The organism is Pedobacter cryotolerans (genome assembly GCF_005116475.1).
Classification (GTDB): Bacteria; Bacteroidota; Bacteroidia; order Sphingobacteriales; family Sphingobacteriaceae; genus Pedobacter; species Pedobacter cryotolerans.
In genome coordinates this window covers 17831-36377 of record NZ_SWBO01000009.1, presented here as the reverse complement: position 1 = coordinate 36377, position 18547 = coordinate 17831, and the positions used below count along the sequence as shown (strand labels likewise).

The 18547-nt window shown below is 34.6% G+C and carries 25 protein-coding genes; 2 read left to right on the top strand and 23 right to left on the bottom strand.

Translation table 11 applies throughout. The features are described from left to right. Positions 1 to 29: 29 nt before the first annotated feature. The 9 genes from rpsC to FA045_RS14385 all read right to left on the bottom strand — a co-directional run bounded on the left by rpsC (position 30) and on the right by FA045_RS14385 (position 5381). Complete coding sequence (gene rpsC / locus FA045_RS14425) at positions 30 to 854, bottom strand: 30S ribosomal protein S3 (protein ID WP_136877788.1); 825 nt, start codon at positions 852 to 854, stop codon at positions 30 to 32. Between the two features lie 5 nt (positions 855 to 859). Then, entirely contained in the window at positions 860 to 1222 is a 363-nt protein-coding gene (rplV, locus tag FA045_RS14420; RefSeq protein ID WP_136877787.1) for a 50S ribosomal protein L22, read from the bottom strand. A 7-nt stretch (positions 1223 to 1229) separates the two neighbouring features. Continuing rightward, positions 1230 to 1496 (bottom strand): 30S ribosomal protein S19, encoded by a 267-nt coding sequence (rpsS, locus tag FA045_RS14415; protein ID WP_136877786.1) that lies wholly within the window; start codon positions 1494 to 1496, stop codon positions 1230 to 1232. After that, complete coding sequence (gene rplB / locus FA045_RS14410) at positions 1496 to 2320, bottom strand: 50S ribosomal protein L2 (RefSeq protein ID WP_136877785.1); 825 nt, start codon at positions 2318 to 2320, stop codon at positions 1496 to 1498. Before rplB ends, rpsS begins: the two co-directional genes overlap by 1 nt. 23 nt (positions 2321 to 2343) lie before the next feature. Further along, entirely contained in the window at positions 2344 to 2634 is a 291-nt protein-coding gene (rplW, locus tag FA045_RS14405) for a 50S ribosomal protein L23 (RefSeq protein ID WP_136877784.1), read from the bottom strand. Between the two features lies 1 nt (position 2635). Beyond that, complete coding sequence (gene rplD, locus FA045_RS14400) at positions 2636 to 3265, bottom strand: 50S ribosomal protein L4 (protein ID WP_136877783.1); 630 nt, start codon at positions 3263 to 3265, stop codon at positions 2636 to 2638. A gap of 4 nt (positions 3266 to 3269) precedes the next feature. Continuing rightward, on the bottom strand, positions 3270 to 3887 hold the full coding sequence (gene rplC, locus FA045_RS14395; RefSeq protein ID WP_136877782.1) for a 50S ribosomal protein L3: 618 nt from the start codon (positions 3885 to 3887) through the stop codon (positions 3270 to 3272). Between the two features lie 181 nt (positions 3888 to 4068). Beyond that, positions 4069 to 4464 carry a DUF1634 domain-containing protein gene (locus FA045_RS14390; RefSeq protein ID WP_136877781.1) on the bottom strand — a complete coding sequence of 132 codons (396 nt, stop codon included), beginning with the start codon at positions 4462 to 4464 and terminating at the stop codon, positions 4069 to 4071. An 83-nt stretch (positions 4465 to 4547) separates the two neighbouring features. Beyond that, positions 4548 to 5381, bottom strand: coding sequence for a sulfite exporter TauE/SafE family protein (locus FA045_RS14385; RefSeq protein ID WP_136877780.1), 834 nt, complete (start codon positions 5379 to 5381; stop codon positions 4548 to 4550). A 466-nt stretch (positions 5382 to 5847) separates the two neighbouring features. Here FA045_RS14385 and FA045_RS14380 point away from each other — a divergent pair, with 466 nt between their 5' ends. Then, positions 5848 to 6537, top strand: coding sequence for a hypothetical protein (locus FA045_RS14380; RefSeq protein ID WP_225871351.1), 690 nt, complete (start codon positions 5848 to 5850; stop codon positions 6535 to 6537). Positions 6538 to 6606: 69 nt separating this feature from the next. On the opposite strand, the gene rpsJ is transcribed toward FA045_RS14380, so the two are convergent. The 7 genes from rpsJ to FA045_RS14345 form a co-directional block, all read right to left on the bottom strand. Beyond that, positions 6607 to 6912: a 30S ribosomal protein S10 gene (rpsJ, locus tag FA045_RS14375; protein WP_008244591.1), complete on the bottom strand. Its 306-nt coding sequence runs from the start codon at positions 6910 to 6912 to the stop codon at positions 6607 to 6609. A 131-nt stretch (positions 6913 to 7043) separates the two neighbouring features. Continuing rightward, entirely contained in the window at positions 7044 to 9158 is a 2115-nt protein-coding gene (gene fusA / locus FA045_RS14370) for an elongation factor G (protein WP_136877779.1), read from the bottom strand. Positions 9159 to 9251: 93 nt separating this feature from the next. Then, the gene (gene rpsG / locus FA045_RS14365) at positions 9252 to 9719 is read right to left on the bottom strand and encodes a 30S ribosomal protein S7 (RefSeq protein WP_136877778.1); all 468 of its coding nucleotides are present in this window, start codon (positions 9717 to 9719) and stop codon (positions 9252 to 9254) included. A gap of 16 nt (positions 9720 to 9735) precedes the next feature. After that, positions 9736 to 10149: a 30S ribosomal protein S12 gene (rpsL, locus tag FA045_RS14360; RefSeq protein WP_008244597.1), complete on the bottom strand. Its 414-nt coding sequence runs from the start codon at positions 10147 to 10149 to the stop codon at positions 9736 to 9738. A gap of 773 nt (positions 10150 to 10922) precedes the next feature. Further along, the gene (locus FA045_RS14355; RefSeq protein WP_136877777.1) at positions 10923 to 11399 is read right to left on the bottom strand and encodes a hypothetical protein; all 477 of its coding nucleotides are present in this window, start codon (positions 11397 to 11399) and stop codon (positions 10923 to 10925) included. A 14-nt stretch (positions 11400 to 11413) separates the two neighbouring features. Beyond that, positions 11414 to 11773, bottom strand: a complete 360-nt coding sequence (locus FA045_RS14350; protein ID WP_136877776.1) for a helix-turn-helix domain-containing protein — start codon at positions 11771 to 11773, stop codon at positions 11414 to 11416. Further along, the gene (locus FA045_RS14345; RefSeq protein WP_136877775.1) at positions 11757 to 12068 is read right to left on the bottom strand and encodes a type II toxin-antitoxin system HigB family toxin; all 312 of its coding nucleotides are present in this window, start codon (positions 12066 to 12068) and stop codon (positions 11757 to 11759) included. The genes FA045_RS14350 and FA045_RS14345 overlap by 17 nt, the downstream gene beginning before the upstream one ends. A gap of 104 nt (positions 12069 to 12172) precedes the next feature. On the opposite strand from FA045_RS14345, the gene FA045_RS14340 reads away from it, so the two are divergent. After that, entirely contained in the window at positions 12173 to 12766 is a 594-nt protein-coding gene (locus FA045_RS14340; RefSeq protein ID WP_136877774.1) for a Pr6Pr family membrane protein, read from the top strand. Between the two features lie 4 nt (positions 12767 to 12770). Here FA045_RS14340 and FA045_RS14335 read toward each other — a convergent pair whose 3' ends face one another. The 7 genes from FA045_RS14335 to FA045_RS14305 all read right to left on the bottom strand — a co-directional run bounded on the left by FA045_RS14335 (position 12771) and on the right by FA045_RS14305 (position 18498). Further along, entirely contained in the window at positions 12771 to 12953 is a 183-nt protein-coding gene (locus tag FA045_RS14335) for a hypothetical protein (protein ID WP_136877773.1), read from the bottom strand. Positions 12954 to 13132: 179 nt separating this feature from the next. Further along, positions 13133 to 13867 carry a ThuA domain-containing protein gene (locus FA045_RS14330; RefSeq protein ID WP_136877772.1) on the bottom strand — a complete coding sequence of 245 codons (735 nt, stop codon included), beginning with the start codon at positions 13865 to 13867 and terminating at the stop codon, positions 13133 to 13135. Between the two features lie 188 nt (positions 13868 to 14055). Continuing rightward, positions 14056 to 14754, bottom strand: coding sequence for a carboxypeptidase-like regulatory domain-containing protein (locus FA045_RS14325; protein ID WP_136877771.1), 699 nt, complete (start codon positions 14752 to 14754; stop codon positions 14056 to 14058). Positions 14755 to 14808: 54 nt separating this feature from the next. Further along, a complete protein-coding gene (locus FA045_RS14320; RefSeq protein ID WP_136877888.1) occupies positions 14809 to 15030 on the bottom strand; it encodes a VF530 family protein in 222 nt (73 codons plus the stop codon). 71 nt (positions 15031 to 15101) lie between these two features. Further along, positions 15102 to 15464 carry a response regulator gene (locus tag FA045_RS14315; protein ID WP_136877770.1) on the bottom strand — a complete coding sequence of 121 codons (363 nt, stop codon included), beginning with the start codon at positions 15462 to 15464 and terminating at the stop codon, positions 15102 to 15104. A gap of 23 nt (positions 15465 to 15487) precedes the next feature. Next, a complete protein-coding gene (locus FA045_RS14310; RefSeq protein WP_136877769.1) occupies positions 15488 to 17455 on the bottom strand; it encodes an OmpA family protein in 1968 nt (655 codons plus the stop codon). 68 nt (positions 17456 to 17523) lie between these two features. Beyond that, complete coding sequence (locus FA045_RS14305) at positions 17524 to 18498, bottom strand: PorP/SprF family type IX secretion system membrane protein (protein ID WP_136877768.1); 975 nt, start codon at positions 18496 to 18498, stop codon at positions 17524 to 17526. Positions 18499 to 18547: the final 49 nt, after the last annotated feature.

Genomic DNA, 18547 nt, shown 5'->3' with positions numbered 1-18547 from the left:
TTAATATTATCGTTAAACGATCTTGTTAACTATTTGCGTGGGCCTCTGTTAGCACCACCACCTTTATTGTCTCTTCCGCCTTGGCCAGCACCGCGTTTGTCATTTCTTCTATCGCCACCTCCACGGTTATCTCTACCGCCATCACGACCGCCGAATGCACCTTGAGGTCTGTCGCCACCTTTGCCTGGAGCATTGCTCGCAGCACCGATGTTTGGAGAAAGATCACGTTTACCGTAAACTTCACCTTTACAGATCCAAACTTTAACACCTATTTTACCATAAGTAGTTAATGCTTCTGCTAATGCGTAATCAATATCTGCACGGAAAGTATGCAAAGGAATTCTTCCTTCTTTGTACTGTTCGCTACGAGCCATCTCAGCACCACCTAAACGACCTGAAGTCATTATTTTGATACCTTCTGCACCCATACGCATTGTTGATGCGATAGTAGTTTTCATTGCTCTACGGAATGAGATTCTAGCCTCAAGTTGTTTTGCAACACCTTCTGCAACTAACTGTGCATCAAGTTCTGGGCGTTTAATTTCAAAGATGTTAATTTGAATTTCCTTTTTAGTCAATTTCTTTAACTCTTCTTTGATCTTATCAACCTCAGCACCTGCTTTACCGATTACAATACCTGGACGAGCTGTATGGATAGTAACAGTGATACGTTTTAACGTACGCTCAATTACTACTTTAGCTACTCCACCTTTTGCAATACGAGCTGAAAGGTATTTTCTTATTTTTTCGTCTTCAACTAATTTATCAGCATAGTTGTTGCCTCCAAACCAGTTAGAATCCCATCCTCTGATGATTCCTAATCTAGCACCTATTGGATTTGCTTTTTGTCCCATGTTTATTAATTAGTTTTAGTTTCAATGTTTTTACTATCTACTACCAAAGTTACATGGTTAGAACGCTTACGTATTCTGTAACCACGACCTTGAGGTGCTGGTCTTAATCTTTTTAACTGACGACCACCGCCTACCATTATCGTTTTCACGTATAATTGGTTTTCTTCAGGGCGAGAACCTTCATTTTTAGATTCCCAATTTTTGATTGCTGATAATAAAAGTTTTTCAACTCTAATTGCAGCTTCTTTATTTGTGAATTTTAAAATGCTTAATGCTTTCTCAACACGCTCACCTCTGATAAGATCTACAACCAAACGCATTTTACGTGGTGAGGTTGGACAATTGTTTAATTTCGCTAATGCTTCCATCTCTTAATTATTTTCTTTTTTCAGAGTGACCCCTAAATGTTCTGGTTGGAGCAAACTCTCCCAGCTTGTGACCAACCATGTTTTCTGTTACGTATACTGGTATAAATTTATTACCGTTGTGTACAGCAAATGTATGATTCACGAAATCTGGTGAAATCATTGATCTGCGAGACCAAGTTTTGATCACAGACTTTTTGCCTGAATCATTCATAGAGATTACTTTTTTCTCTACGTTATGGTCAATATAAGGTCCTTTTTTTATCGAACGAGCCATTATTTCTTCCTTTTCTCTATGATGAAACGATTTGAGTATTTTTTAAGTGAGCGGGTTTTGAAGCCTTTAGAGTAAACTCCGTTTCTTGAACGAGGCTGACCACCTGAAGAGCGACCTTCACCACCACCCATTGGGTGATCCACAGGATTCATCGCTACTGGACGAGTTCTTGGACGACGACCTAACCAACGAGCACGGCCTGCTTTACCTAAAACTTCATTTGCATGATCTGCGTTAGAAACTGCACCAATTGTTGCTAAACAAGTAACTAAGATAGATCTTACTTCACCTGATGGCATTTTAATAGTTGCATATCTACCATCTCTAGCGGCAAGTTGTGCATAAGCACCTGCGCTACGTGCCAATTGAGCACCTCTACCTGGTTGAATTTCTAAATTGTGGATAATAGATCCCAAAGGGATATTTGCCAACGTTAATGTGTTACCTACTTCTGGAGTAGCGTTATCACCCGAAAGCACAGTTTGTCCTACTTGCAACCCTTCTGGTGCAATAATGTAGCGCTTCTCTCCGTCTGCGTAGTGCAATAAAGCAATACGGGCGGTACGGTTTGGATCGTACTCAACAGTAGCTACTGTTGCAGGAATGTTAAACTTATCACGTTTAAAATCAATTAAACGGTAAGATTTTTTATGACCACCGCCCATGTAGCGCATTGTCATCTTTCCTGTATTGTTACGACCTCCCGATTTTTTAGAAGATACAACCAATGATTTTTCGGGCTTGGTTGCTGTAATCTCCGAAAAGCTTGCGCCTACCCTAAAACGGGTACCCGGAGTGACTGGTTTAAATTTTCTTAAGCCCATAGTTATAAATTATTCAATTCTTATTAAATATTCGCGTAATAATCTATTGTTTCGCCATCTTTCAATGTAACAATAGCTTTTTTGTATTTCGGGGTACGACCCGTTACTAATCCACCTTTTGTATTTCTTGATTTCAACTTACCTACAACCACCATAGTGTTTAAGGCAACGATGTTCACTCCATACATTTTTTCGATGGCTGATTTAATCTGCAACTTATTAGCTCTATGATCTACTCTGAAAGTAAAACGATTAGCTTTTTCAGTTAATGCAGAAGCTTTTTCAGTTAATATTGGTTTTTGTAAAATTTCCATATTACTTGGCAAATGCCTCCTCCAATGTTTTAAGCGAATCTGCAGTTAACAAAAGTTTGCCTGCATTTAATACATCGTATGTATTTAAATCTGCTGCTGTAATAACTTTAGCTTTCTGAATGTTTCTGCTTGATAAATAGATATTATTATTTTGCGTAGGTAAAACCAATAACGTTTTCTCTCCAGCTAAATTTAATGCATTAACCAAATTGATATAGTTTTTAGTTTTAATGCTATCAAAAGTAAAATCTTCTAATACTACCACGTTGTTATCTTGAGCTTTATAAGCTAAAGCAGATTTACGTGCTAATGATTTTAATTTTTTATTTAGTTTAAAACTATAGTCTCTTGGCTGTGGACCAAAAACACGACCACCACCATTAAATAATGGAGATTTAATGCTTCCGGCACGTGCACCGCCTGTACCTTTTTGTTTGTATAATTTACGGGTAGAACCTGCAATTTCGTTACGTTGTTTAGATTTGTGAGTTCCTTGACGTTGGTTAGCCAAATACTGCTTTACATCTAAATAAATCGCGTGGTCGCTTGGTGTTACACCAAATACCGACTCAGGAAGCTGCACCTTGGCACCTGTCTCTTTTCCTGAAATGTTTACTACTTTAACTTCCATCTGCTTACTTATCTAAGATTACGTAAGAACCTTTAGCTCCTGGTACGGAACCACTAACTACTACTAAGTTTTGCTCAGCATAAACTTTCAATACTTGTAAGTTTTGAACTTTTACTCTGTCTCCACCAGTTCTACCTGCCATGCGCATTCCTTTGAATACACGAGCTGGATAAGATGCAGCACCCAATGAACCTGGCGCACGCAATCTGTTGTGCTGACCGTGAGTTTGACCACCCACACCACCAAAACCATGACGTTTTACCACACCTTGAAAACCTTTACCTTTTGAAGTACCAACAACATCAACAAAATCGCCTTCGTTAAAAATTGTAACAGTTACAGTATCACCTAAGTTAACTGAATCTTCAAACTGCTCAAATTCTACTAATTTGCGTTTTGGAGTTGTGTTTGCTTTCGCAAAGTGACCCTTTAGAGGTTGGGTAGTGTTTTTTTCTTTGGCTTCATCATATCCCAGTTGAACTGAAACGTAACCATCTTTTTCTTCGGTCTTAACTTGTGTTACAACACAAGGTCCAGCTTCGATCACCGTACAAGGAATGTTTCTTCCTTCGGCGTCAAAAATGCTGGTCATTCCTACTTTTTTTCCAATAATACCTGACATTTTCTATTTTTAATTTAACACCCATCGAAGCAGTAGGGCTTCGTTCAAGGTGGATATACATCCCCGCTAAGGGACGGCAAAGATAGACAAGAATTATTAATTTTCAAATAGTTAGCTCATTATTTTTGTAAAAAAGAGCAATTATTTTTTAAGCACTCGTACATTGAAGAGAAAATGTTCTCTAATGAGCTATATCGAGGTATAAACTGGTGATAATCACACACAATACTATTGTACCAATTATCACATACATATAGTCTTTCTCCATTAGAAAGCTAAAGATTGAAAAAACTACTCGTGCTATTGGAGTAAAAATTAACAGCAATACGCCAAATTGAATTATTGCTAATCCATCCATATTTTTTAGACCAACAATTATTTCTGCTACAGACGAAAATTTAGTTTGCTCTGGCTTAAATTCTGAAAAAGATACGCTGTGGTTGCTTTGTGTAGTTAAAAAAATTATCCCTCCTAATAACACAACAGCGGTTGATAAGATTACACCCACACGTAATAAAGTTCCCAAAATAACTTGAACATCCTTGTCTCCTAAATAATGTTTGATTTGCTTACTCATTATAATTAATGACTGAATTTTGAAGGATTGAATTTTGAATATCTAAACTATTGAGTGATCTTTCTTTTTCATTTAAAACACCTCTAACTGCCGGTTAAGCCTTTATAGATCATTTGCAAAGCTAAAATTGTAACAACCACTGCAAATACAACTTTTAACTTATCTGTTTTGGTTTTGATTAAAATTTTAGCCCCGATGGTTGCTCCTGCAATAACTCCTATAGTTACTGGCATCGCTATTGCCGGATCTATTTGACCTTTATGCAAATATACCAACGCACTAGCAGCTGCAGTTACCCCAATCATAAAATTACTCGTTGTTGTAGAAACCTTAAACGGAATTTTCATGATGTTATCCATTCCAATAACTTTTAATGCACCAGAACCTATACCCAATAAACCTGAAAGCGTTCCTGCAACAAACATCATGGCAAAGCCACCAACTACGTGATGAACCGCATATTGCTTTATTCCATTTTCTGTAGGATAACTCCCGTTTAACTTGAAATAATTAGCTAAAACACTTGTCTTTTCATTATTAGAGTGATCAATTTTTTTCTTCAACATCATAAATGCAGAGAATAATAAAATCAATCCAAAAATTACAATGATATAATCGGCTTTAATATAGGATGCAATAACTACTCCAACTATGGCACTTAAGGTTGTAGCAACCTCTAAAAACATACCAATTCTAACGTTAGTAATACCTTCCTTAACATAAGCTGCTGCCGAACCTGATGATGTAGCAATTACAGAAATGATGGATGCACCAATTGCATAATGAATATCTACTCCTAGGCCAAGGGTTAGCAATGGAATGATAATTACTCCGCCACCTAAGCCAGTAAGAGAGCCCAGTAATCCCGCTAGGAAAGCACCAATTAATACAATAATGGTAAATAATAAAACCGTCATTGCTGCAAATATAAGTGACTTCTTTGTGCTTTATCAATTAAAATCTAAATAATAAAGTCTATATACAAAGTAATATTTTATTAATTAGAAAGTTTACAAATCATTTCAGAACTTAACTAAACTGCTCCTTCCATCCTATTAGCGAAAAAAGTTTTTGCAGCTTCAATTGTTCTTTGTAAACATTTAAATCTCCATAACAAATAATTGAGGCCCATTCGTGTACATTGGTATGAATTCGAGATCGTCACGTTTTATTGTTTTTTCAAACAAAACTGTTCGATAAGATTTTAACAAAATCATTTCATTTTAAAGAGATATTCAGCTATGTCATCATTTAATAAATGATTTTTGAGAAGAGTGAATTTATTAAAAATGATGTGGCAATCTATGATAAAAAGACCATCACATATTAAAATACACAATAATTTTTAACTATAATTGTTTAATTAATGAGATCATCACAATTATGAAACAACGATTACTTTTTACTGTAACAGGAATAATGTTATGTTTTTTGTCTTTTAATATTTTAGCTCAAACAGCAATTAAGGCTCAAACACCTGTTAAAAATCTGGCTAAACCAGCCCTAAGAAATAAATACCAGAAAAGAACAATTGACACGGTTAGGAATACTGATTTTAGTTTAAATGGACAATATCGTTTTTTGTTATCTCGCTCCAGATCATCATACGGCTCTAAATTAATTAATCCTGTTAGGTTAGATGCTTTATGGAAAAGTGTAAATGATACCCTAAGAAAAGAGAGAACGGCATTTAAAAACATTAATACCAAAGTAATAGAGCAAGAAAAAACGATTTCAAGCTTAAAAGCTGAAGTTAGTGGAAAGGAAAATTCTTTGAGCGAAACCACAGCAAAGGCTGATGAAATTAGCTTTTTAGGTATTTCATTTACTAAGGGAACTTATAGCACCATCGTTTGGTCGATAATTATCATATTGGCAATTTCATTATTTGTTGTAATTGCCAGATCTGCTAAAAGCATTTTAGAGGCTAAACACAGAACCCAACTTTATGACGAAATTTCTGCTGAATACCAAGCTTATAAAACCAAATCGAACGATCAGCAACGTAAGTTAGCTAGAGAATTACAAGATGAGCGGAATGCTTTAGAAGAATTAAGAACGAGAGGGAAGTAGTTTATAAAACTAATGACACAAAAAAAGTCCTTGAAAATTTCAAGGACTTTTTTTTGGATTATAAAATCATTAAACTTTGATTTCTACTTCAACACCACTAGGTAATTCAAGTTTCATCAATGCATCAACAGTTTTAGAGTTAGAACTATAAATATCTAAAAGACGTTTATAAGCACACAATTGAAACTGCTCACGTGCTTTTTTGTTTACGTGTGGTGAACGCAAAACAGTGAAGATTTTCTTTTCTGTTGGCAACGGAATTGGTCCGCTAACTACTGCACCCGTAGGTTTAACAGTTTTAACGATTTTCTCTGCAGATTTATCTACCAAGTTGTAATCGTAAGATTTTAATTTAATTCTAATTCTTTGGCTCATGTTCTATTTTAATTATGATCACCTGTTAGAGCTATTAATAACAAGCGGTCGGTTTATCTTGCGTTAGGCGTTGAGCGTATGGCGTTGAGCGATTTAACCGCTTTACGCCATGCGCCGAACGCTAAACATTATTAGTCTTCTGACTTAACTTTACCTTTTGATTTAGCAATTACTTCATCTTGTACGTTTTTAGGCGCTGCTTCATAATGATCAAATTCCATTGTAGAAGTTGCACGTCCAGAAGTGATTGTACGTAACTGAGTTACATAACCAAACATTTCTGACAAAGGCACAGTTGCTTTAATTACTTGAGATCCGTTACGTGTATCCATACCTAATAACTGACCACGACGACGGTTCATATCACCGATTACATCACCCATGTTTTCTTCAGGAGTTAAGATTTCGATTTTCATGATTGGCTCCATCAAAGTAGGCTTACATTTTGGTAAAGCTTCGCGATATGCCATACGAGCAGCAAGCTCAAATGATAAAGCATCTGAATCGACCGCATGGAATGAACCATCAATCAAACGTACTTTCATATCAGGAAGTGGGTAACCAGCTAACACACCATTACTCATTGCCGAAGCAAAACCTTTTTCTACCGAAGGAATAAATTCACGTGGAATTGAACCACCTGTAATTTCGTTTACAAATTGTAAACCACCTTTTTCGAAATCAGCATCAATTGGCGAAATTACCACTGAAATATCAGCAAATTTACCACGACCACCAGATTGTTTTTTATAAGTTTCACGGTGATTAGCTGTTCCAAAAATTGCTTCTTTGTAAGCTACTTGTGGTGCACCTTGATTTACTTCTACTTTAAATTCACGTTTTAAACGATCAATTAAAATATCTAAGTGAAGCTCACCCATACCAGAAATTACTGTTTGACCAGTTTCTTCATCAGTTTGAACTCTAAATGTAGGATCTTCTTCTGCTAATTTACCTAAAGCCATACCTAATTTATCAACGTCTGCTTGAGTTTTAGGCTCAATTGCTAAACCAATTACTGGCTCAGGGAAGTTCATTGATTCTAGAATGATTGGGTTTTTCTCTTCGCAAAGGGTATCTCCAGTTTTAATATCTTTAAAGCCTACTACCGCAGCAATATCTCCAGCACCTACATTAGGAATTGGGTTTTGCTTGTTAGCATGCATTTGGAAGATACGAGAAATACGCTCTTTGTTTTCAGAACGAGCGTTATAAACGTAAGAACCCGCTTCTAAGTTACCCGAGTAAACACGGATAAAACATAAACGACCTACGAAAGGATCTGTTGCAATTTTAAAAGCTAAAGCTGCAAAAGGCTCTTTTTCTGATGGTTTACGTAAAATTTCTTCGCCAGTATCTGGGTTAGTGCCAATAACACCTTCGCTATCCATAGGTGAAGGCAATAATTCCATCACATAATCAAGCATAGTTTGTACACCTTTGTTTTTGAAAGATGAACCACAAACCATAGGTACAATTTTAGCATCTAATACAGCTGCACGTAAAGCATCTAAAATTTCACGCTCAGTAATTGAGTTAGGATCTTCGAAGAATTTCTCCATCAAAGTTTCATCATAATCAGCTACTGATTCAAGTAATTTTTCTCTCCACTCTGCAACCTCATCTAACATATCTTCTGGGATAGGCACTTCTGTAAAGGTCATACCTTTATCATGCTCATTCCAAACAATACCACGGTTGTTAATTAAATCAACCACACCTTTAAATGAATCTTCAGAACCGATAGGTAATTGCAATGGAACTGCATTACTACCTAACATACTTTTAACCTGGCCAACAACTTTTAAAAAGTCTGCTCCAGAACGGTCCATTTTGTTAACGAAACCAATACGAGCAACATTATAGTTATTAGCTAAACGCCAGTTAGTTTCAGATTGAGGCTCAACACCATCAACTGCAGAGAACAAAAACACTAAACCATCTAATACACGTAACGAACGATTTACCTCTACGGTAAAATCTACGTGTCCAGGAGTATCGATAATGTTAATGTGATAGTTTTGATCTCTATATTTCCATCCAACGGTTGTTGCAGCAGAAGTAATGGTAATACCACGCTCTTGCTCTTGTGCCATCCAGTCCATTGTTGCAGCACCTTCATGCACCTCACCAATTTTATGACTAACACCTGCATAATATAGAATACGCTCTGTTGTTGTAGTTTTACCCGCATCAATGTGAGCTGCAATACCTATATTTCTTGTAAATTTTAAATCTCTTGACATATTTTTGAATTAATGAATGAGCTAATAATAGAATGAGTGAATAGCATTTAAATCTATTCACTCATTCAAAATTCCTTCATTCAATCATTTATCTTAGAATCTGAAGTGAGAGAACGCTTTGTTAGCCTCAGCCATTTTATGCGTATCTTCTTTTTTCTTAACTGCTGCACCTTCACCTTTAGCTGCTGAAACAATTTCGCCTGCTAATTTTTCTTTCATGGTTTTTTCACCACGTTTACGAGCATAGTTAATTAACCATTTCATGCCTAAAGCAATTTTACGATCTGGTCTTACCTCTGTAGGTACTTGGAAGTTTGCACCACCAACTCTACGAGACTTAACCTCTACCGCTGGGCTTATATTTACTAAAGCACGTTTAAAAATTTCTAAGCCATTCTCACCAGCTTTTTGCTCTGCAATTTCTACTGCATCATAAAAAATAGAGTAAGCGATAGATTTTTTTCCATCGTACATCATATTGTTTACAAATCTTGTAACCTGAACATCGTTAAATTTAGGATCAGGAAGAATAATTCTCTTTTTTGGTTTTGATTTTCTCATTTCTGTTTCCTCCTAATTATTTTTTCTTTCCTTTAGTTGGTGCTGCAGCTACTTGCCCTGGTTTAGGACGCTTAGTACCATATTTACTACGACGTTGGTTACGACCAGCTACACCTGATGTATCTAATGCCCCACGAATAATGTGGTAACGTACACCTGGTAAATCTTTAACACGACCACCACGAATCAAAACGATTGAGTGCTCTTGTAAGTTGTGACCTTCTCCAGGAATATAGGCATTCACCTCTTTTCCATTGGTTAAACGTACACGGGCAACTTTACGCATTGCTGAGTTTGGTTTTTTAGGGGTAGTAGTATATACACGTGTACATACACCTCTTCGCTGTGGACAACTGTCCAACGCCGGAGACTTACTCTTGAACTCCAGTGCTACTCTACCTTTTCTAACTAATTGTTGAATGGTTGGCATTTCTTGCTTTTTGTTTTTGCTATTTTATTTAAAAACTTCCTTAATGGCCAGCCTACAATGAGGCCACATTAAGGGACTGCAAAAGTATGAACTTAATTTGTGATAATCAAGTGTTTGAGTAAGATTTTTTTTCTTTCCTCCTTGCCTTCTTTGCGAGGAGGAACAACAGCCCGTCCCGATTTCCTCGGGAAAGCAATCTCTTTAATTTAAATTCAGTAAATAGTTGAGGATAATAAGTTTACCGAATAACATTTCTGGAAAACGATTGTCAGTAATCAATGGCTAAACCAATCCCGCTAATGTTTCAATTTTTGTGCTTCGACAGGCTCAGCATGACAAAAATTTCCACGTATATCGGGTTTAGAGCACCAAAACCTGTGCAAGAAACATCAGTTGCAATACGCCTTACCCTGACAAAGTTTTAGGCAAACTGCAATAGCTTTTCAAAGTTAGCTCATTGTAACTTTGTCAAATTAATAGCAAGGAGTTTAAAGATTTGACAAAGTTTAAAGGCTCTTTCGAGAAAACGATTGTCAGTAATCAATGGCTACAATAGCCCCGCTAATGTTCCAATTTTTGTGCTTCGACAGGCTCAGCATGACAAAAATTTCCACGTATATCGGGTTTAGAGCACCAAAACCTGTGCAAGAAACATCAGTTGCAATACGCTTTACCCTGACAAAGTTTTAGGTAAAATGCAATAGTTTTACAAAGTTTAACAATAACCCCTAAATGGTGTTCTGTTTATCACAGACCATGGAATAAGAGCTAATTTAGTTTTTAATAAAAATTTTGCCTTTGTCAACCGAAATTAAAATCATGTTAGGTTCGTTCTCTGGTGTCATAATTACTTTTTTATTAAGAACATTTGAAAGCCCAACCATATAACCTAATAGCTGATTATGATCTTCGATAGATTTTATTTCTTTTGGAGAAATATCGTTCTCTATTTCCTGATCGTCGAAGAAGTGAGCGTTCACTTGTATATCACCTATGTAAATTGTTGCTGTTGAGCAATTATCATGAACGCCACACCAATAATCAAATATCTTGGATAGATTAACATTATCCTCATTTACCTTTGTTTCATAAATATGGAATGAAATTTTGTAATTTTCATTTACAAAGTCTGCCCAAACTTGCCAATCTTCTTTTGAAGTATTATGAATATAAATATCACGCAGAGAACCATCAACATAATATATTTTTTTCTTTATTTTTTGAAAGTCTAAATCTATTGAGCTGAGCATGAATTTACAAAACTTTAATAAGCCCCAATCAAACTCTCAGCAGGAATATTCAAAACCTCATGTAGTTTTCTAATCATGCTCAAACTTAGCTTACGTTTACCGCTTAAGATTTCAGATTGGCGACTTCTAGCTCCTAAAATTTTTGATAATTCACTTGGGGATTTACCCAATTGCTCTAATCTAAATTTTATTGCTTCAATTGGAGTTGGCGGCATAATTGGATAATGAGCCTCTTCATAATGCTCAATAAGTAAAGTGAGTAAATCTAACTCATCGGCTTTTTTGGTATCTAATTCTATCTCTTCCTGCAATAACAAATAAGCTTTTCCTAAAGCTAACTCATATTCTTCTTCTGTCTTAATTACCCTTAACATATTTTACCTCCTCTACTTTAATTTTATCATAATTGGCATGTGTACCAATCCAAACTATAAAAACAATTTTTAACTTAAACTCTATATCGGCTATTAATCGATAATCATTGCCTTTTATATTAAACACAAAACATTTCCCAGTTATCACATCTGCAGATGTATAAAGCTTAACTACATCTGCCGGCATGGCCCAATCTTGATCAACCACCTCCAAATACCACGCCTCTAAGCTCGCCTTAGCAGTGTTATGTTTTTTATAAAAATCAATAAGTGTTTTCTTGGCAATAATGCGCATGTTTAAATATACAAATTTATTACCAAATTGGTAACAATCAAAATTTTTATTTTCACTTATTAAAATCCGCTAGCTATCTGTATCTTTAATTAACTAAAGAAACAATGAAAAAATATGTTGAAATAGCAATGGTGTTGATTGCATGGTTTGCGCTAATTCTACAACTCATCATTTTAAAAGATAGCCTTGCTAACTACTTTAGTTACTTTACTATTTTAAGTAATTTATTGGTTGCTATTAGTTTAACCTCAGAATTATTAGCATCACCTACAAGTTTTGGCAAAATATTTTCATTACCAAAAACCAAATCTGCAATTGCATTATACATTTTAATAGTTGGTTTAGTTTACAATTTAGTACTTAGAGGTATGTGGGAACCAAAAGGTTGGCAATTGGTTGCCGATAACTTACTACATGTTGTTGTACCATTAGCCTACTTTAGCTATTGGGTAGTATTTGTTAACAAAGTTTCACTTGTATGGAAAGATATGATCTCGTGGACTTATTTCCCATTAGTTTATTTAGCCTATTCGTTAATTAGAGGTTATTTTGTGAATTGGTATCCTTACCCGTTTTTAGATGTTACTAAATTTGGTTATCAACAAGTGTTAATCAATACCTTTTTTATTGTATTAGCATTCATAAGTATTGGCTTAGCTATGATTTATTACAATAAGTTGATGACAAGAAATCGATAAAATCTTATCTTTTAGTAGTAATTACCCTACCGGTAGTTAAATAAATTTCATAGATTTTATATAACCCATCATCAGTGGTTTCCACACTTTCTATTAAACCTGTTTTGCTAAAACCATCGGTTACTAAATCTCCAACTTTTAAATCTTGCAAAACTTCATTTTCAGTTTGCTCATTTATTCTTATCATGATCAAAATATTTTTTTAACCTTGCTAAGTTAAACAACAAAAACTAAACGGTTTGGTTTGCGTTAGGGATTGAAAGGGTTTGTACCGATTTTTTATCGGTACCGTAGCGAAGCGAAGCCCTGTAAAGCCCGGCCCTTTACCGATTCTTCATCGGTATTGGGAAACGCCCAAAAATCAATTTATTTTATTGCCCACTTTATACCAGCTAATAAATGTTTAAGAAAAACAGGATCTGAATAACACTCATTGGTATGCCCCAATGCCGTGTAAAAAACTTTTCCACCATCGTAAATGTGATACCAACTAACAGGATGATTATTTTTCATTTTACCACCTTTATATGAAGTTTCATCAGCCTGGATGAGTACCTTAACATCAGTGTTTAAATTTTTAAAATTATACCACTCGTCATTATGTAACCATGGGCTAGGCAAACCTTTTACCAGCGTATGTTTAGGCATTACAATATTTAATTTTGCTTCTTGTATTTTAGGGTGACTTTCGAAATACCCTCCAATTAATTTACCATACCAATCCCATTCGTAACTAAAATCTGTTGCTGCATGTATGCCAACAAAACCACCACCTTCATTTATAAAAAATTTAAATGCAGCTTTTTGATCATCATTAAACACACTAGTTCCGGTAGGATTTAAAAAAATAATGACTTTGTATTGTTTAAGATTTTGCGTATTAAATGATAAAACATTTGTGGTGGTATCTACCTTGAAGTTATTTTCTTGTCCCAATTTAAATAACGCCACTATTCCATCGGCTATTGATGAATGGTGAAAACCCTTAGTTAATGAAAACACCAGCACACTTGGTTTATCTTTAGGCAAAGCATTTACCATTTTAGCTAAAGCATTATTAACCACAAAAAGCATCACAACTAACATCAAACCTCTTTTCATACATTCATATTTGAATGACTAATTTATGAAATGTATTTTAGGTTTGCACACAAAAACCTTATCAATATTTAAAAATATCTTAAATACAGCGATTTAACACGTTTTGCGCAAGAAAATTTAGTTGAAGAAAACATTTAATTTATAACATTTATTAGAAATTCAAAAAACTACCTTAATAGTACAACGTACTAATTCTGAAGTTTAGGCAATGTTTTTTGATCTGCAGGCAACGCTTTAAATTTTTCATAAGCTTCTAATAGATAAAATCTAAAATCATCAGAATCAGCATTTATAGCAAATTTAATATCAGGACGATAAAGCACCAAAAACGCATAAAGTTCTGGTTGTTTAATAGGCAACAATGCTGTAACAGTAACGACATTAAATCTCTTATCAATTTCTTTCTCTACTTGATCAGTTTCGATCAATTTTTTTAGCCTTCTGGCGTGCTTACCTTCTTTACCAAAAAAACTAGACGGATAAAAACGCAGACCCCTACCTGGAGTTAGTAATACCGGATTGGCTTTATTATACACATCGGCATACTGAGTTTTAGGGTCAACCTGCCCAGAAATACTAACTGTATTTAAGGTATTTGATTGTGTACGAAGAAGTCTTTTTACTTCTTTTAAATTTATTAATAAAGCCGTATCTGTATCAAAACCCAATAGTCGATAAACCATCACATCACCAACTTTAGCATTGATCTTGAAATTACCATTGATATCAGTAAGCGTTGATAATTGATTGGTGGTGTTTAGCACTTCAACCTTTTCAAGACCTTTTTTAGAAACCTGATCTATGACTTGTCCCTTAATTTCAGTTTGCGCTTTTGCAGTTAAATGAATAAAAATTACTAGAAAAAATATTGAGAATACCTGTTTCATAATTAGCTGGTTAAATAAGATCTATTTAACTAACTTTATTAAGGCGTCAATGTTTTAGTGAAATGTGTTTAAATATAATTTTTCTACCTTTTTACGAGCCCAATCTGTTTTTCGTAAAAACTTTAAGCTCGATTTCATTGTTGGATCATTTTTAAAACAAGCGATTTTAACTAGGTTGCCCAGCTCTTCCCATCCGTAATGAAAAAAAAGTTGTTTTACAATAAACTCAAGAGTTAAACCATGTAATGGATTATTTTTCTGCTCTTTTATTTCCATACACAAAGGTAAAATGTTTAATGCAAACATCATAAATCTTTTACAGCTGCGTTTTATTTATCTAAGCCTGATTAATTTTCACTAAAAACAAATAGCAAAGTGCTAATTACCTCCTGCTCTGTCGCCGTTTTCGATAAAAAACCATCCGCACCCAATTCTATTAATCTCTTGGCTTTGGCGCTATCTTCAGTACAATCACAAAATATAATTACCTTGGTGTATTTTATTGCTTGTGTAACAAAATCTTCAATTTGCTCATTACCTGGCATACTATCAGCTAATATCAGCAAATCATATTCTACATCAAAAACATCTTTTATTACTGAATCTAAATTACTTTCTTCATAAACTACAGCATCTGGCCATAATTTATGGATATAGGATTTAATTGCAAGCCTGTAAATTTTAACATCATCAGCAATAAGAATATTCATCTGTAGTTAAGAGCGCCTTTAATTTATTGTTTAACAATTGTAAATTCGGTTCTTCTATTTAATTGATGAGCTTCTTCTGAGCATTTCACTCCATTTTCACATTCGTTTACATGTTTATTTTCTCCATAGCCTTTTGCAGTTATACGGCTTTTATCTACACCCCTATCAATTATATATTGTACGGCAGAGTTAGCTCTACTTTGAGATAACCATTGGTTATATTGATCTTTACCTCTACTATCAGTATGTGATCCAAGTACAATCCAAATTGTTGGATTTTCTTTCATCACAGTAACTATTTTATCTAATTCCTTAGAGGCATCTGGCCTGATGTTAGATTTATCGAAATCGTAATAAATGTTCTCAATTCTAATTTCCTTTCCAATAACTATTTGTGCCAAATAAAGATCCTGCTTAATCACTTTTGATTCATTTAAACCTTTGGTTGTTATATCTTCATTGGCTGTTCTAAATTCTGTTTTTTCTGCTAAAACATTATAATCCGTGTTCTCTTCTAAATTAAATTTATATCTGCCATTCTCATCAGTAGTAGTTTTGATTGGCGTACCGTTAACATGTTTTAAAGTTACTACTGCATTTGCTAAAGGAAAATTTGTCTCTTTATTAAATACCTGTCCCTCCAATCTAAATTTAAGTTTCAGTTGCTCTATAAAAGTATAAATATCGTCACTACCTATCCCACCCTCTCTATTAGAGGCAAAATAACCTTTTGTTTTATCTAAAATATTAAAAGCAAAATCATCTTGGGCAGAATTTAATGGATAGCCCATATTTTCGATATTCGTTAAAACCCCTCTATCTGTAATTTTAGCTTTAAATATATCTAAGCCGCCCATACTGATACTACCATCCGTTGAAAAATAAAAATTCTCATCATCCTTCATAGGACTTCTTTCATTACCCGCAGTATTAGCTGCCGACAAGGCTATAGCTTCACCCCAATTTCCTCCAGATGAACGTTTACAATAATAAATATCTGTACCACCTAATCCACCTGGCTTATTAGAAACAAAAAACAAAGTTGTTCCATCTATGCTTAAATAAGGATCTCCAACAGACCATTCTTGCGCCTTATTGTAACGAAATGGAATAGGCTCACTCCATTTTCCGTTTTCCATTTTACTACTGTAAATTTCTATATTAATGGTGCTAGGCGCATTTTTTAACTTTTCTACTTTACTAGGTATTTTTGTTAATGTAAAAAATACTTCATTTCCATTTTTACTAAAACTCGTAGCGCCAACGTGATAATCAGTATGAGCATTTATTGGAAATAGAGAGATACTATCAATTGATTTATCTTTTTGATAAATTTTTAAGTATTCGTTACCTGTCCAACCGTATATTTTTTTATCTGGTTTTTTACCCGTATCAAATTTTAAAAATGGTTTATCTGTTCTTACATTAAGTTCTCCAATATTTGATCTATCTGAAGTAAATACAACATTACCATTATAATTTACAGCTGCCCAATCAGATTGAGCACTATTTAGAGATTTTTCATTTTTGATGGCAATTGTATTTGGGTTTCTCATCCATTTTACAGCCGAATCACAAGATTTTTGCCAAACATCTACTTGATTAAATTGAGCTGGAGTTAAATTTTTTGCTTGTGTTGCGTATTTTGCATATTGCACTTTGGCTTCGCTATATTTTGAATTATTTTTTAGCATTTCTGCATGCCACCTGTGTGCTTCAGGCTTAGCACCCTCTGTGCTTATTAAAAGTGCGTACCAACTTTCTGCTTGTTTGTAATCTTGCATCAGTCTGTAGCTTTCTGCTAATCTTTCTGTAGCCTTTAGTGTTTTTTTCTTTTGATAAGCTTCCGTGTATAGTATTACTGCTTTTTCATAATTATAAAGATCAAACTGAATATCAGCCTCTTTAAGTACATATTGCGCCTTACTAGTAGATATGTTGAGCATTAATATGCTAATTACAATAATGCTTATATTGAATATTCTTCTCATTTATTTAAATTTTTCCTTACTAAGGTTTAGAGATGATTTGTGTAATATTATATTTAATTAAAATTGTGTTAGAAATACCTAGGAGTTAACATTCTCAAATTCTTTGGTCTGATATAAAAACCAACAGAAATTTCATGAGAACCACCACTATAACCAGAAAGCTTGCTCAAACTATAGTCAAATGCATAACCTAATCGCAATTGTGGAGTTGCGAAAATTTCTGTCATTGCCACAACTGAATTTTTCATTTGCAAATCTTTCTGCAAATACGATTTGTCATACAGTTTCACTGCTGTACGATAACTACCACCCAACCAAATCTTATCTGCTAATAAAACAAAGGCGTTTACATCTAAACTTGTAGGGCCACCTCTATCGTCTTTAAGCAAAAATGAAGGCTTAATTTGTATATTTTCGTTCAAAGGCAATAAAACCCCTCCAGTTAAGTAATAATGTGCTTTTTGAGTGGGATAATAAGCCGCAGAAAAATCTTGTTTAACGGTATATTGCGCAATCAAATTATCAGCGGAAAAACCAGCATACCACCTGTCATTCGAATAAAATACACCTGCTCTAGCATCTGGTAAAATATTCTTTTGCATCCCAATGGGAATTCTATTGTCTCCAAAATCAATTGGGTTTAGCATATCTCCATTTATTCCGTTTTGCACCACCCCAAAACCTACACCTAATGCTAAACGAGAGGCCTCTGAATTGCCAACTCTTAAGCGGTATGCATAATTTCCATAGGCCGATATGCTACTTTGAGCTCCCAATTTATCAGATGCTATTTGTAATGCAAAACCAACATTTCCTTCGTTTGCAATTGCATCAACCGCAAGCGACATGCTTACTGGCGCTCCATCAATACCTGTCCATTGGTTACGATAAAAACTATGTATATTCAACTGTTCTTTATATCCTGCATAAGCTGGATTGATATAAATACCGTTAAACATATACTGACTATACTGAGCATCTTGTTGCCCTTTAACAATATGGCATAAAATGATTAGTGTAAATAAAATGTATATTTTTTTCATTGTATGTTAAGCCTGCTTTACCAGGAGTTTTAATGTAAAAATGAGTATG

Bases quoted from the DNA above. Each gene is read 5' to 3' on its own strand.
- rpsC (WP_136877788.1), bottom strand. From the start codon at position 854: ATGGGACAAAAAGCAAATCCAATAGGTGCTAGATTAGGAATCATCAGA.
- rplV (WP_136877787.1), bottom strand. From the start codon at position 1,222: ATGGAAGCATTAGCGAAATTAAACAATTGTCCAACCTCACCACGTAAA.
- rpsS (WP_136877786.1), bottom strand. From the start codon at position 1,496: ATGGCTCGTTCGATAAAAAAAGGACCTTATATTGACCATAACGTAGAG.
- rplB (WP_136877785.1), bottom strand. From the start codon at position 2,320: ATGGGCTTAAGAAAATTTAAACCAGTCACTCCGGGTACCCGTTTTAGG.
- rplW (WP_136877784.1), bottom strand. From the start codon at position 2,634: ATGGAAATTTTACAAAAACCAATATTAACTGAAAAAGCTTCTGCATTA.
- rplD (WP_136877783.1), bottom strand. From the start codon at position 3,265: ATGGAAGTTAAAGTAGTAAACATTTCAGGAAAAGAGACAGGTGCCAAG.
- rplC (WP_136877782.1), bottom strand. From the start codon at position 3,887: ATGTCAGGTATTATTGGAAAAAAAGTAGGAATGACCAGCATTTTTGAC.
- FA045_RS14390 (WP_136877781.1), bottom strand. From the start codon at position 4,464: ATGAGTAAGCAAATCAAACATTATTTAGGAGACAAGGATGTTCAAGTT.
- FA045_RS14385 (WP_136877780.1), bottom strand. From the start codon at position 5,381: ATGACGGTTTTATTATTTACCATTATTGTATTAATTGGTGCTTTCCTA.
- FA045_RS14380 (WP_225871351.1), top strand. From the start codon at position 5,848: ATGAAACAACGATTACTTTTTACTGTAACAGGAATAATGTTATGTTTT.
- rpsJ (WP_008244591.1), bottom strand. From the start codon at position 6,912: ATGAGCCAAAGAATTAGAATTAAATTAAAATCTTACGATTACAACTTG.
- fusA (WP_136877779.1), bottom strand. From the start codon at position 9,158: ATGTCAAGAGATTTAAAATTTACAAGAAATATAGGTATTGCAGCTCAC.
- rpsG (WP_136877778.1), bottom strand. From the start codon at position 9,719: ATGAGAAAATCAAAACCAAAAAAGAGAATTATTCTTCCTGATCCTAAA.
- rpsL (WP_008244597.1), bottom strand. From the start codon at position 10,149: ATGCCAACCATTCAACAATTAGTTAGAAAAGGTAGAGTAGCACTGGAG.
- FA045_RS14355 (WP_136877777.1), bottom strand. From the start codon at position 11,399: ATGCTCAGCTCAATAGATTTAGACTTTCAAAAAATAAAGAAAAAAATA.
- FA045_RS14350 (WP_136877776.1), bottom strand. From the start codon at position 11,773: ATGTTAAGGGTAATTAAGACAGAAGAAGAATATGAGTTAGCTTTAGGA.
- FA045_RS14345 (WP_136877775.1), bottom strand. From the start codon at position 12,068: ATGCGCATTATTGCCAAGAAAACACTTATTGATTTTTATAAAAAACAT.
- FA045_RS14340 (WP_136877774.1), top strand. From the start codon at position 12,173: ATGAAAAAATATGTTGAAATAGCAATGGTGTTGATTGCATGGTTTGCG.
- FA045_RS14335 (WP_136877773.1), bottom strand. From the start codon at position 12,953: ATGATAAGAATAAATGAGCAAACTGAAAATGAAGTTTTGCAAGATTTA.
- FA045_RS14330 (WP_136877772.1), bottom strand. From the start codon at position 13,867: ATGAAAAGAGGTTTGATGTTAGTTGTGATGCTTTTTGTGGTTAATAAT.
- FA045_RS14325 (WP_136877771.1), bottom strand. From the start codon at position 14,754: ATGAAACAGGTATTCTCAATATTTTTTCTAGTAATTTTTATTCATTTA.
- FA045_RS14320 (WP_136877888.1), bottom strand. From the start codon at position 15,030: ATGGAAATAAAAGAGCAGAAAAATAATCCATTACATGGTTTAACTCTT.
- FA045_RS14315 (WP_136877770.1), bottom strand. From the start codon at position 15,464: ATGAATATTCTTATTGCTGATGATGTTAAAATTTACAGGCTTGCAATT.
- FA045_RS14310 (WP_136877769.1), bottom strand. From the start codon at position 17,455: ATGAGAAGAATATTCAATATAAGCATTATTGTAATTAGCATATTAATG.
- FA045_RS14305 (WP_136877768.1), bottom strand. From the start codon at position 18,498: ATGAAAAAAATATACATTTTATTTACACTAATCATTTTATGCCATATT.